This is a genomic window from Aliidiomarina sp. (assembly GCF_022565475.1).
GTDB lineage: Bacteria > Pseudomonadota > Gammaproteobacteria > Enterobacterales > Alteromonadaceae > Aliidiomarina.
In genome coordinates, this window is record NZ_JAIUMR010000011.1 from 1 (window position 1) to 12,480 (window position 12,480).

Below are 12,480 nucleotides of genomic sequence, written 5' to 3' on the forward strand. Positions count from 1 at the left end.
TGGTGGGTCGTGCAGGATTCGAACCTGCGACCAATTGATTAAAAGTCAACTGCTCTACCAACTGAGCTAACGACCCACTTTCAAACGTTGCTAATTTGCCTCTGCAACGGCGGCATAGTTTACTGAAATCTGACCTCGATGCAAGAAACAATCTGCCTATATTGCTAATTTTTTTTGAAACAATCGCGCTTCCGGCCAATTAATAACCGGAAGCGCCATTTTTGCAACTTTTCTTTAACGTTTTTCGCCAATTCTTCGATCACAAATTGTGAATTGAGCGAAAAAATTTTAGCGCAGCTGCTCAAGCTGTCGACCGGCCATACCCGCTTCCGTTGAACCGGCGTATTCGCTGCGAACTTGTTCAAAGAAACGCCGTGCTTCACTGACGTTGCCGCGCGCTTGGGCAATCATGCCTAATTTCAAAATGCAGTCAGCACGTTTATTTGAATCAGGGAAGTCTCGAACCACGCGCTGGAAATGCGGAATCGCTTGGTCGTATTCTTCTTGGGCGTAGAACAGCTGACCGAGCCAATAGTGCGCATTACCGGCGTACGATGAATTCGGATAATTGCTTAAAAATGCCTGAAATTCTGGAATTGCTTGGTCGTATCGACGATCTTGCAACACTAACCGCACTGCACGATCATAGGCTTCGTTCTCGCCGACATTGTCGGACAAGGTCACCGGTAAACTCGGTGCATCAATTGCTGCACTGCTACCTGAACCACCTGATGTCGCTGCACCAGATACCGCCCCACCGCTGCGAACTTGTTGTGAGACTCGGTCAAGCTCTTGATAAATATCACGTTGACGCTGCACGATTTGGTCGAGCTGATAGGCTTGCTCTTCAGAAATTCCGCGCAATTCACTGACTTCGCGCTGTAACCGTCCAAGCTGCTCCATCATCGAGGCTTGACCTTGCGTGCGCGCTTCCAGTAATCGTTCAATACGATCTAACCGCTGTTGCACGCTTTCGTTACCTTGCTGGGCCTGCGCGACGTTGACCACAGGTGCTCCCGATTGCGCCATCACTAGCCCCGTGAAGCCTACCGCCAGTACCACTCCTGAAAGTTTCATCAGTTTCATCACCTGTTTCTCGATTTATCGACATTGCCAAAACAACGACGTGACCAACAAAAAGGCGCAACCCGAGAGCCGAGCTCGCGATGGTTGCGCCATTCTTTAAACTATTTCATCTTACTTCAGCAACTGCCACCACTAAGGGCGTCAGTAACTTAGTAGACTAAAACCGCACGACGGTTTTGCGCCCATGCACGCTCATTGCTACCACGTGCTAATGGCTTCTCTTCACCGTATGACACAATCGTCATTTGCGATGCAGAAACGCCGAGGTTACGCAGGTAGTCAGCGGTGGCTTGCGCACGACGCTCACCCAACGCGATATTGTACTCAGGCGTGCCGCGCTCGTCGGTGTGACCTTCGATAACAACGCGAACTGACGGGTTACGGACTAAGTAGTCAGCGTGCGCAGCTAATAGCTCAGCGAATTCACCACGTACTTCCGAGGTATCGAAGTCGAAGTAAATGATATGCTCTTGACGCAACTCAGCAAAGCGCTGTTGACGCTGCTCTTCCGGGCTTAACATGCGGTCAGCTGCGCCAGACTCAACGCCACGACGATCTGCACCTGTTGTGGTGGTACCGTCGGTTGAAGTGGTCGATGTGTCGTCAGGTGCACTTGAACACGCTGCTAACATCACAACTGGAACCGCTACGATCATTGCTTTTACTAATTTAGATAACTGCATTATTGTCGTCCTGTCAGAAAGTTTTAGCCGAATAACCTAATTTGTACCATATTATAAAAACGGTGACCATGCAGGCGCCTTCACTTCACCTTCCCGTGAAGGTAGACGAGCGCGGAAACGCCCGTCCATCGACACCAGAGCCAACACCTGCTTATCGCGGTGGGTTGTACTATAAATGATCATACTTCCGTTTGGTGCCACACTCGGCGACTCATCCAGAGACGTCTCAGTCAACACCTGTAAATTCCCGCTGGGGAAGTCCTGCCGCCCAATATGGAAACGCCCATTTGCGCGGTGCACGACCACCAGTCCATTGCCATCAGGAGTCACCACGCCACCGAGGTTTGCTTCACCCTCAAAAGTCACGCGACGAATTTGCTTACTATTTAAATCCACTCGATACACTTGTGCGCGCCCACCTCGCTCTGAGGTGAACGTCAGCGACTGTCCATCCGGTGTCCACGACGGTTCGGTATCAATCCGCCAGTGGTCAGTAATTTGCTCTAAGCGACGGCTTTCAATGTCCATCACATAGATATTTGGTGCGCCGTCTTTCGACAACACCATGGCCATACGACGTCCGTCCGGAGACCACGCAGGCGAACCATTGATACCCGGAAAAGAGGTTAACTTTTCTCGGCTGGTGGTGTAAATATCTTGCATGAAAATTTCTGGTCGGCCGTTCTCAAAACTGACATATGCCAGTTTGTTCCCGTCTGGCGACCAAGTCGGCGACATCAATGGTTCTGGTGATCTTAGCAACACCCTTTCATTATAGCCATCATAATCGCTAACCATTAAGTGGTAGGGATTTTCGGCATCAAAGTCGACATAAATGTAGGCGATGCGCGTTAAGAATGCGCCGCGTTCGCCGGTCAGTGCTTCATAAACAACATCGGAAATTCGGTGCGAATATTGGCGGAATTGTGGTTCGCTGACCACCGAACTGCGCCCTTCAATAATATGGTCATTGCTATCAATCAACCGACCGTCGACCAATGCTTGGGCACTGCCGCCGGTGATTTGGCCACGCAGTGGATCAATGAGTTCGTAGGTGACTTGGTAACGACCGTCAGACAAGCGCGAAACTTCGCCGACTAACAGTGCTTCGACGCCAAGTCGTCCCCACGCCGCGTAGTCTTCGATATCAGCGTCTTTGCCCGGAGTGCCGGGTAATTGATTCCGGCTGACCGGGCCAAAGCGGCCACTGCGACGTAGGTCAGCGGCAACAATTTCAGCGAAGTCGTACGGTGATTCGCCTTCACCACGGAATTGGAATGGCACAATGGCAATGGGCCGCGCACTGTCTTGGCCTTCAGTGATAACGATTTCTAATGCAGTCTGTGCTTGCGCTGTTTGCAGTGCCCCCGCGAGCAAAACAACACTTGCAACGAGCCACAACGCCGCTCGCTGCAGGAAAACTTGGGAAACGTGCTTGAACATCTTCATGGTTACCCTACTCCAGTTAAAACTTAAAGCTGCGGTTCAACGCGCAAACGAATATTTCTTAATTGCTCGGCGACATCCGGATCGTCGGACATTGGTAAACTACCTGCACGCATGACGGCTGCCCGCGCAGACTCACACACCGCCCGATCACCTTCACCAACAGTCACATTGGTAACAAAGCCGTCGCGAGCCAAACTAATATTCAGAATACACGACTTGCCGCGCATCGACGAGTCGACGATCCAGTTGCGTTGAATGGTTTGCCGAATCAGCGCCTGATAGCGCTCCACTTCAGTCAACACCCGCTGCTGCCGTGCCCGATTCCGTGCCGCCTGCTCTTCCGCCAAACGTTCTTGCAATTGGCGTTCACGCTCGGCACGCTCGCGGGCTTGTCGCTCCGCTTCTTGCCGTTCTTGTTCACGGCGCTGACGTTCAGCTTCCGCTTGTCGCTCTTGTTCCTGCTGCTGACGTAGACGTTCAGCTGCTTGCTCACGCTCTTGGTCTGCGCGTTGCGCTTCTTCCCGCGCTTGCCGTGCCTGTTGCTCCGCCTGCTGACGCTGACGTTCTTGCTGCTCACGTTCACGTTGAACTTGTGCTGCCCGTTCCGCTTCGCGTTGTCTTAATTGCTCCGCTTCGCGAGCGCGGCGCTCTAACTCAGCCACCCGCTGCTCTTCGGCGCGGCGCTGTGCATCGCGCTCTTCCTGTAAACGCTGCACTTGCGCTTGCACCTGCGCTTCATCGACGGCAACCGCTTCGACAATATCCACATCAGGCGCTGACAGCATCGGTGAGTCTTTGGCATCATGCGCTGGGGTAAATTCCATACTCAGCACCAACACCAAAATCAGCACCACATGCAACGCCGCTGAATATCCATAGGCCTTCCAGCTGATGCCAAACAAACCTTTTTGCTGCGGTTGGTCCTGCTTCTTACTCATCATCTTACTCCGGCGGCTGGGTCATGAGACCCACTTTCGGTGCGCCTGCTCGTTGCAACAGCACCATCAGCTGAACCACTTGCGCATAGGCGACATTGCCATCGCCGCGCACAACCACTGGAGTTTCCGGATCCATGCGCAGGTGCGCAGCAACTAATGTTGCAACGTCGACTGCCGACATGGGTTGATCCTGATTATCACCCAAATTCAAATAGTAATTCCCTTCGCGGTCAACCGAGGCGACCAAGGGTTGGCGACTATCTTCGGGTAAGGGTTGAGCATCCGCTTGTGGCAAGTCGACATCGACCCCTTGCGTAATTAGCGGCGCGGTTACCATAAAGATAATCAGCAACACCAGCATGACGTCGATATAGGGCACGACGTTAATTTCCGACATTGCTTTGCGCCGTTTGCGCGGAATAAAGGCTTCCATATTAAGCCTCCTGCCCCTGCGCTTCAGCCTGCGCAACACTGCCAAACGTTTGGCGCTGCAAAATACCGGTAAATTCTTCGGCAAAGTTAATGTAGTTGCCGTCAATCGTCGCCACTTGGGTAGAGAATTTGTTGTACGCAATGACCGCCGGAATGGCTGCGAATAGACCCATTGCCGTCGCCACCAATGCTTCCGCGATACCCGGTGCAACCATTTGCAAGGTCGCTTGCTGCACGCTACCGAGCGCGATAAATGCATTCATGATGCCCCATACCGTTCCGAACAAACCAATATAAGGGCTGATGGAGCCAATCGTCGCCAAAACACTAAGGTGCGTTTCAAGACGTTCCATTTCACGGCTGTGAGCAACCCGCATCGAACGCTGAGTACCAGACATCACCGACACAGGATCCATACTGCGAACTTGGCGAAGTCGGGCAAACTCGCGGAAACCAGAATGAAATAGATGCTCGGTTCCTTGCACTTTATTGCCTTTCGCGCTGACTTCTTTGTAGAGTTTTGCGAGGTCAACGCCTGACCAAAAACGCTCTTCAAATTTCAGAGCTTCCGTTTCCGCTGCCTTTAAAACTTTGCGGCGCTGGTAAATCAAGGCCCACGATAAAATAGACATTGCCACCAATAACACCATCACCGCTTGCACTAACAGACTTGCTTCCAAGAACAAGCCTAAAAAGGACATATCAGCTTCCACGTCCGAGTACCTCTATAATTGGGCCGGGAATTGCGACCGGCTTCATTGTTGCTAAATTGACACATGCCGCCTTCACTTCGGCGACACACAAAACTTGGCCATTGACGTTGCGAACTTCCTGCACGCACTCGATCGACACTTTACGAATTCGCGTTGGCACCACGGTCACTGTGAGGAAGTCATTAAATCGAGCCGGCGCACGAAGATCAAGTGAAACATGGCGGACCACGAAACCTATTTTTTCATCGAGCCAACCATCTTGCTCAACACCTAAAGCACGCAGCCATTCGGTGCGTGCGCGCTCACAAAATTTTAGGTAATTTGCATAGTAAACAATGCCGCCAGCGTCAGTGTCCTCGTAGTACACGCGCACCGGCCAAGAAAATTCCCCCAAACTCACTTCCCCCACGATCTGTCGAGCTTGCTGCGTTAGGTATGCAGCTTGTCTTTCAGTTCCGTCATACGTCATCTATTTTTTCGTTTTCGCGCATTCGTTCTGGAACTGCGATGACTCACTAATCGCAGGTTACTATACCTTAGCTACAAGAAGAAATTAAGAGTCGTTCGATTTGCGACAAACTTACGAAAAATGCGGTCTACCGCTTTTTGGCTCGGAGCCGTAATTCATTTTGGCTCGGAGCCGCAATTCGTTTTCGACCCTGCCACGGCACATTCCGGCTCCGAGCCACGAAGGCTTCCATAAGCACGTTCGCAAGACTTTTACTTATCCGTCAAAATTTAATCGAATTTGTTAACTTGTTGATTTTATGCACCTAATTGGCAATTGTTAGGATTGTGTTGGCGAAAAAACAACCTTCACATTTCATTAACACATTACTTTATCTTATGCGAAGTTGTAGTTTTTCTCGTTTGAGACTGGTCGGAGAAGCCGTATAATACGCGGCATGTTCAGGGGGCAATCACAAGGTTCCTGCCTGACGAAAGAATTTAAGGTAACGATTGTCGCGTTCCTTATTTTGAGAGCAACTGCTCTCATGTAGTTCCTGGATTTAACTTCCTCCTTGTTGTTGTTACAACTTCGCCCACTCCCCCCGAGTGGGCTTTTTTTTGCCTATCATTTACTCCGGCTTCTGCAGCCCAAAGTGTTGGTAGGCTCGCTGTGTGGCAATGCGGCCGCGCGGGGTGCGCTGAATAAAGCCTTGCTGAATTAAATACGGTTCCAACACATCTTCAATGGTGTCACGCTCTTCACCAATCGCGGCTGCGAGGTTTTCCAAACCAACCGGACCACCGGTGAACTTGTCAATAATCGCTTCAAGTAGCTTGCGATCCATATAATCAAAACCAGCTTTGTCGACGTCGACCATGTTCAAGGCCGCCGCCGCAACCTCTGCGGTAATTGGGCCCGACGATTTCACTTGCGCGAAGTCACGCACACGGCGTAATAGACGATTCGCTATGCGCGGAGTGCCACGAGAACGTGCCGCGACTTCACGAGCGCCATCCGCAGCGAGATCCATATTTAAATAGGAAGCCGAGCGCACGACAATTTTGGTCAGCTCGTCCACCGAATAAAACTCTAAGCGCTGAACAATGCCGAAACGATCACGCAGCGGCGACGTCAAAGCGCCAGCCCGTGTTGTTGCACCAACTAACGTAAAGGGAGGTAAATCGAGTTTAATCGAACGCGCCGCAGGCCCTTCGCCAATCATGATATCAAGCTGATAGTCTTCCATGGCAGGGTACAAAACTTCTTCCACCACTGGGCTTAAGCGATGAATTTCGTCGATAAAGAGCACGTCATTTGGCTCTAAGTTGGTCAGCAGCGCAGCAAGGTCACCGGCCTTTTCAAGCACGGGACCTGACGTGGTTTTGATACCCACGCCCATCTCATTGGCAATAATATTTGCCAACGTAGTTTTACCCAATCCAGGGGGGCCGAATATCAGCACATGATCAAGCGCATCTTCACGTCCACGTGCTGCTTCAATGTATATACCGAGCTGCTCAACGACGTGTTTCTGACCTGTGTAGTCGGCCAAACGTTTGGGACGAATGGCGCGATCAATGACCTCGTCTTCGCCGGTAGCGCGCGCTTGCACCGGTCGTTCTGGCATCATCGAATCAGCTTCAATCATCATTCGTCCTATGTATTCTCGTTTTTCTTTGTGGTCTCGGGTTTGCTACAAACTGCGCTGTCTTCGGCGGCTTCGCCCCTGCTCATCAAGAGTCGAGTACTCACGACCTTACAGCAACAATTCAACAGCTCTATAGCATCGATTTTAACGCTGCCCGAATCAGCTCTTCCGCACTCATGCCATCGTCGGAAGTCTTCTTCAGCATATTCTGCGCCACCGACTCTTTATACCCAAGCGCCACCAATGCGCTTAAAGCTTCGTCACGGGCCGACACCAACACAACCGCTGGCGCCGTTGGCGTAACTCCCGGTAAACCTGTGTTCACATCAGCACCACCAAAGTCTTTCAGGCGGTCACGCATCTCGACCAACAAGCGCTCGGCGGTTTTCTTGCCGACGCCGGGAATCTTCACGAGCGTAGTCAAATCGCCTTGCTGCACGGAGTTAATAAACTGCGGTGCCGACAAGCTGGACATGATTCCGAGTGCCATCTTCGGTCCAACACCTTGCGCTTTGATCAATTGCCGAAACAAAGCACGTTCGTCGAGCGTATTAAAGCCGAATAAAAGCTGCGCGTCTTCACGCACGACAAAATGGGTCCAGAGGGTCACCGCCTTGCCGAGTTCCGGCAAATCGTAAAAACACGTCATCGGCACTTGCACTTCATAGCCCACACCCTGCACGTCGATCAACAGTTCTGGGGGCTGCTTCGCCGCGAGTATCCCTTGTAATCGTCCAATCATGGCTGTCCCATTGTTTTAATTATTCTCATCGCTAGCGCAAGTCACTAGCTTAGGCCACTCAACGCAACTGCGCCGACGTATGCAAATGACAAATAGCCACCGCCAAGGCGTCTGCGGCATCTGCCTGCGGCATACGAGGCAACTTCAGCATGTGCTTGACCATGTGCTGCACCTGCTCTTTCGCCGCCCCACCGGTGCCAACCACAGCTTGCTTTACCGCTCGCGCAGCGTATTCATAAACGGGCAAATCAGCCAGCGCCGCAGCCACAATCGCCGCACCGCGTGCTTGCCCGAGTTTCAATGCTGAATCCGGGTTGCGCGCCATAAACACTTGCTCGACAGCAAATTCCGTCGGCTGAAATTGTTCAATGAGCTGCTGCACCCCATCATGAATCATCTTCAAGCGGGTCGACAGTGCTATGTCAGTCGAACCACCGGTGCGCGCCAGCTTGATGCAGCCACTCCCTAAATAAGTGAGCTTGCCCGCCGACATCTGCACCACCCCGTAACCGGTAATCCGTGATCCGGGGTCGATGCCCAACACGATGCGGGTCACCCATTAATCCTTACGTAAATCGATGCCCAACTCAACCAATGCCGCAGGGTTGGCAACACCTGGCGCGTCGGTTAACGGACACTGTGCCGTGGTCGTTTTCGGGAACGCAATCACGTCACGAATCGAGCTCGCACCCACCATCAACATCACCAAACGGTCGAGGCCAAATGCTAAGCCCGCATGCGGTGGCGCACCATACTTCAATGCTTCTAACAAGAAGCCAAACTTCTCTTGCGCTTCGGCTTCGTCAATACCCAAAATACCAAACACCGCTTGTTGCATGGCATTGTCGTGAATACGCACCGAGCCACCACCAACTTCACAGCCGTTCAGTACCATATCATAGGCATTCGACAGCGCAGCGCCCGGGTTGGCTTTCAATTCGTCGGCGGTCACACCAATCGGTGCAGTGAACGGGTGATGCAAGGCAAAATAACCTTCATCGGTTTCTTCAAACATGGGGAAGTCGACCACCCACAATGGTTTCCAACTGTCTTCGACCAAACCAAAATCTTGGCCGAGTTTTAAACGCAATGCACCGAGCGCTTCCGAAACCACTGTGCCACGGTCGGCACCGAACAACAGAATGTCACCGTCCGCCGCGTCAACCCGCTCCAATAACGCCTGCACCACATCTTCTGGGAAAAATTTCAGCACCGGCGACTGCAAGCCTCCAAGGCCAGCAGCACGGTCATTGACCTTCATCCACGCCAAACCTTTGGCGCCATAAATGCCAACAAACGCTGTGTATTCATCAATTTGTTTGCGGCTCAAACTCGCGCCACCTGGCACTTTAATCACTGCCACACGACCTTTTTCATCATTCGCTGGGCCAGAGAACACCTTAAAATCGATGTCTTTGACCAAGTCGGCAACGTCCACCAATTCAAGCGGATTACGCAAGTCTGGTTTATCACTACCGAAACGACGCATCGCCTCGCTATACGGCATAATTGGGAAGTCACCCAATTCCACATTCAGCATTTCGTTAAATAACGACCGCACCATGCTTTCAGTGAGCGCACGCACATCGTCGGCGCTCATAAAGGTGGTTTCAATATCAATCTGAGTAAATTCAGGCTGACGATCCGCACGTAAATCTTCGTCGCGGAAGCACTTGACGATTTGATAGTAACGGTCAAAACCCGACATCATCAGCAACTGTTTGAACAGCTGCGGTGACTGTGGCAACGCAAAGAACTTACCCTTATGGGTGCGGCTTGGCACCAAATAATCGCGCGCACCTTCTGGCGTCGCCCGCGTTAACATGGGTGTTTCAATGTCCAAGAAGCCTTGACTGTCCATAAAACGGCGCACCGCACTCGCCACCCGCGCACGGAACTGAATTTTTTCATTCATGTCCGGACGACGGAGATCCAAATAACGATAGCGCAGGCGCTGCTCTTCGCTCACTTGCTGATTGTAATCAATGGGCAAAGGCGCCGAGCGATTCAAAATCGTCACTTCTTTCGCCAGCAATTCCACTTTACCCGTGGTCATGCGCTCATTCACTTGCCCTTCCGGACGGGCGCGCACGTCACCTTTAATTTGCACGCAGAATTCTTGGCGCAACTTGTTCGCTTCAGCAAACATGTCGGCTAAATCAGGATCAAATACCACTTGCAGTAAGCCAGTACGATCACGCACATCAGCGAAAATCAAACCACCTAAATCGCGACGCTTATGAATCCAACCTGCAACGGTAACTTGATTGCCGAGCTCCTGCTCGGTGACCTGACCACAATAATGACTGCGCATGTTTCTTTGCTTCCACGTTTTGAAAAATCGGAAAAAAATTTAAAGCCGCCAAACGAATTTTGGCAACAATAATCTAATTTAATAAAGGAGGTAGTATAAAGGACAGCAGGGGTTAAAGTCACCCTGTGCGGCTGTCTAAAGTGGTCACCTTAGAGCCGCTAAAATCATCGCGAGAAACCTACTCCGCTGGAACCGCGGGCTTGGCCAAGAAAATACCATGCTTGCCCGACTCTTTAACCTTGTACATGGCTTCATCGGCAGCGCTCAGCAGACTTTCAAGATCGTCGCCATGATCAGGGAACATGGCCACACCAATACTCGCACCGATTTGCGCCAAACCTGAATCAATCCGGAACGGCTGACCCATGCGCGAAAGAATTTTCTCGGCGACCACAGTCGCTTGATCCGTCGCCGTTAAGTCGGTCAATAAAATCACAAACTCGTCACCACCGTAGCGTCCGACCAAGTCGGACTCGCGCACCGAATGCTGCAGCCGTTTAGCCACCGCAATCAAAAGTTCGTCACCCGCTTCATGACCGCGTTCATCATTGATGGCTTTAAAACCGTCTAGGTCGATGAACAACAATGCGAATTTTTTATCGTCCAACAGATGCTTCGTTAAAACGTCGTTGACACGTTCAAGAATGTGCGCGCGATTCGGTAACGCTGTTAAGGAGTCGTGCAGCGCCTGATGACGAATCTTGGCTTCGCGCTGCTTTTGTCGCCGAATGTGCTTTCGTAATACAAACATCCGCGCGACGAACAAGGTAATAATGACGATGACCAAAATCGTCATGATAATGGCCCAGCGCTGCACTTGCTCCCGATTCAGGCCACTTTCCAAGCTCGGATCAAACCACGCTTCTTGAATCGCTTGGCGCTCGGCTGCCGACACCGAAAGTATCGCGCGGTCAATGATTGGCACTAAATCAGCAAAATCGCGGTGCACGCCAATACTCACCTGGTCGCCGGGCTCGTCGCGCAATATATTTAATACCATGCCCGTCAGCCCTTGCTCACGTACACGGTTCATCAATAAAGGCAAGCTATCTAAATACGCGTCCGCAACGCCGTTGAGCACCGCACTAAGACCGTCTTCCGGCGTTTCCACTAGCAAGATCGTCATGCCGGGAATCGCCTTAATTTGATCTAAAATTGAGTAGTTTTCGACCACTGCAATAACCTTCGTGCGCAAACTATTAAAGTTCTGCCCACGCACCGGGTTACTTTCTAAACTGACCGTTGCCCAAGCAACATCCCAATAAGGTACGCTGAACGCAGCATAATTGAGCCGCTCGCTGGTCGGCGTCATAAAGCTCAGCACATCGATATCACGCTGTTCCAATGCGCGCACACACTGATTCCAAGTGCCGCAGTCAACCCACTCATAGCTGAAACCGATCCGCTCTGACAGAAGTTGCATCACGTCAACATCAAGACCGACTGCACGTTCGCTGCGGTCGCGAAACGAAATCGGTGAAGAATCTTCCGGCAGACCGATATAAAGCACACCTGCAGACAACACCGCTTCGAATTCCGATGGACGCAGATTAATCGCTTGCTCGGATTCGCTTATAAAGTCTAGATCAAGGGTTTGATCCAACTGCACCGTACGTAACAAGTGAATGGACTGCTGCGGAATCACCTGCAACTCAGCATGCAAAGCGTCCTCGAGATCGCTGCCGCACCACCACGCAAGAACCTGCTTACTTTGAATCGCCGTAAGGAACGAGGTTGATTGCCCGTTGCGCTGAATTTGGTCACTAACCACCCGCAACGTATACTCTGGATAAGCGCGCTGCAAACGCAAACGCACTGCTTCGTTGGGAACCGCGATGACTAACTGGCTTAGCGTTTGTTCGTTAGCGTTAACATCCGCTGCCACACAAATCTGTGCGCCTGCCGACTGCGCCCACGCAGGGGATTGAAGCACAACCATAAACAACAGGACCAACGACCAAAGACAACGAAGGTTATGCTGCATAACACGCTTCTGCAGTTTCGACGCAAATATGGTCGCTACA

Annotated in this window: 12 protein-coding genes and 1 tRNA gene; all 13 read right to left on the minus strand. The window is 51.6% G+C overall.

The window, feature by feature from the left end:
* Window positions 1-76, minus strand: a tRNA-Lys gene (locus tag LAT77_RS09900).
* Window positions 77-288: 212 nt separating this feature from the next.
* Window positions 289-1,077, minus strand: a complete 789-nt coding sequence (ybgF, locus tag LAT77_RS09905) for a tol-pal system protein YbgF (RefSeq protein WP_290564400.1) — start codon at window positions 1,075-1,077, stop codon at window positions 289-291.
* 158 nt (window positions 1,078-1,235) lie between these two features.
* The gene (pal, locus tag LAT77_RS09910; RefSeq protein WP_290564401.1) at window positions 1,236-1,769 is read right to left on the minus strand and encodes a peptidoglycan-associated lipoprotein Pal; all 534 of its coding nucleotides are present in this window, start codon (window positions 1,767-1,769) and stop codon (window positions 1,236-1,238) included.
* Between the two features lie 51 nt (window positions 1,770-1,820).
* The gene (gene tolB / locus LAT77_RS09915; protein ID WP_290564402.1) at window positions 1,821-3,218 is read right to left on the minus strand and encodes a Tol-Pal system beta propeller repeat protein TolB; all 1,398 of its coding nucleotides are present in this window, start codon (window positions 3,216-3,218) and stop codon (window positions 1,821-1,823) included.
* Between the two features lie 23 nt (window positions 3,219-3,241).
* On the minus strand, window positions 3,242-4,156 hold the full coding sequence (gene tolA, locus LAT77_RS09920) for a cell envelope integrity protein TolA (protein WP_290564403.1): 915 nt from the start codon (window positions 4,154-4,156) through the stop codon (window positions 3,242-3,244).
* A gap of 4 nt (window positions 4,157-4,160) precedes the next feature.
* Window positions 4,161-4,589, minus strand: a complete 429-nt coding sequence (gene tolR, locus LAT77_RS09925) for a protein TolR (RefSeq protein ID WP_290564404.1) — start codon at window positions 4,587-4,589, stop codon at window positions 4,161-4,163.
* Window position 4,590: 1 nt separating this feature from the next.
* The gene (gene tolQ, locus LAT77_RS09930; RefSeq protein ID WP_290564405.1) at window positions 4,591-5,301 is read right to left on the minus strand and encodes a protein TolQ; all 711 of its coding nucleotides are present in this window, start codon (window positions 5,299-5,301) and stop codon (window positions 4,591-4,593) included.
* On the minus strand, window positions 5,291-5,770 hold the full coding sequence (gene ybgC / locus LAT77_RS09935) for a tol-pal system-associated acyl-CoA thioesterase (RefSeq protein ID WP_290564406.1): 480 nt from the start codon (window positions 5,768-5,770) through the stop codon (window positions 5,291-5,293). The genes tolQ and ybgC overlap by 11 nt, the downstream gene beginning before the upstream one ends.
* A gap of 610 nt (window positions 5,771-6,380) precedes the next feature.
* Window positions 6,381-7,400: a Holliday junction branch migration DNA helicase RuvB gene (gene ruvB / locus LAT77_RS09940; RefSeq protein ID WP_290564407.1), complete on the minus strand. Its 1,020-nt coding sequence runs from the start codon at window positions 7,398-7,400 to the stop codon at window positions 6,381-6,383.
* Window positions 7,401-7,530: 130 nt separating this feature from the next.
* Complete coding sequence (gene ruvA, locus LAT77_RS09945; RefSeq protein ID WP_290564408.1) at window positions 7,531-8,142, minus strand: Holliday junction branch migration protein RuvA; 612 nt, start codon at window positions 8,140-8,142, stop codon at window positions 7,531-7,533.
* 58 nt (window positions 8,143-8,200) lie between these two features.
* Window positions 8,201-8,698: a crossover junction endodeoxyribonuclease RuvC gene (ruvC, locus tag LAT77_RS09950; protein WP_290564409.1), complete on the minus strand. Its 498-nt coding sequence runs from the start codon at window positions 8,696-8,698 to the stop codon at window positions 8,201-8,203.
* A gap of 3 nt (window positions 8,699-8,701) precedes the next feature.
* Window positions 8,702-10,456, minus strand: coding sequence for an aspartate--tRNA ligase (aspS, locus tag LAT77_RS09955; protein WP_290564410.1), 1,755 nt, complete (start codon window positions 10,454-10,456; stop codon window positions 8,702-8,704).
* 178 nt (window positions 10,457-10,634) lie between these two features.
* On the minus strand, window positions 10,635-12,440 hold the full coding sequence (locus LAT77_RS09960) for a diguanylate cyclase (protein ID WP_290564411.1): 1,806 nt from the start codon (window positions 12,438-12,440) through the stop codon (window positions 10,635-10,637).
* Window positions 12,441-12,480 lie beyond the last annotated feature (40 nt).

Coding starts and splice junctions, on each gene's coding strand:
- ybgF (WP_290564400.1), bottom strand. CDS start 1,077: ATGAAACTTTCAGGAGTGGTACTGGCGGTAGGCTTCACGGGGCTAGTG.
- pal (WP_290564401.1), bottom strand. CDS start 1,769: ATGCAGTTATCTAAATTAGTAAAAGCAATGATCGTAGCGGTTCCAGTT.
- tolB (WP_290564402.1), bottom strand. CDS start 3,218: ATGAAGATGTTCAAGCACGTTTCCCAAGTTTTCCTGCAGCGAGCGGCG.
- tolA (WP_290564403.1), bottom strand. CDS start 4,156: ATGAGTAAGAAGCAGGACCAACCGCAGCAAAAAGGTTTGTTTGGCATC.
- tolR (WP_290564404.1), bottom strand. CDS start 4,589: ATGGAAGCCTTTATTCCGCGCAAACGGCGCAAAGCAATGTCGGAAATT.
- ybgC (WP_290564406.1), bottom strand. CDS start 5,770: ATGACGTATGACGGAACTGAAAGACAAGCTGCATACCTAACGCAGCAA.
- ruvB (WP_290564407.1), bottom strand. CDS start 7,400: ATGATTGAAGCTGATTCGATGATGCCAGAACGACCGGTGCAAGCGCGC.
- ruvA (WP_290564408.1), bottom strand. CDS start 8,142: ATGATTGGACGATTACAAGGGATACTCGCGGCGAAGCAGCCCCCAGAA.
- aspS (WP_290564410.1), bottom strand. CDS start 10,456: ATGCGCAGTCATTATTGTGGTCAGGTCACCGAGCAGGAGCTCGGCAAT.
- LAT77_RS09960 (WP_290564411.1), bottom strand. CDS start 12,440: ATGCAGCATAACCTTCGTTGTCTTTGGTCGTTGGTCCTGTTGTTTATG.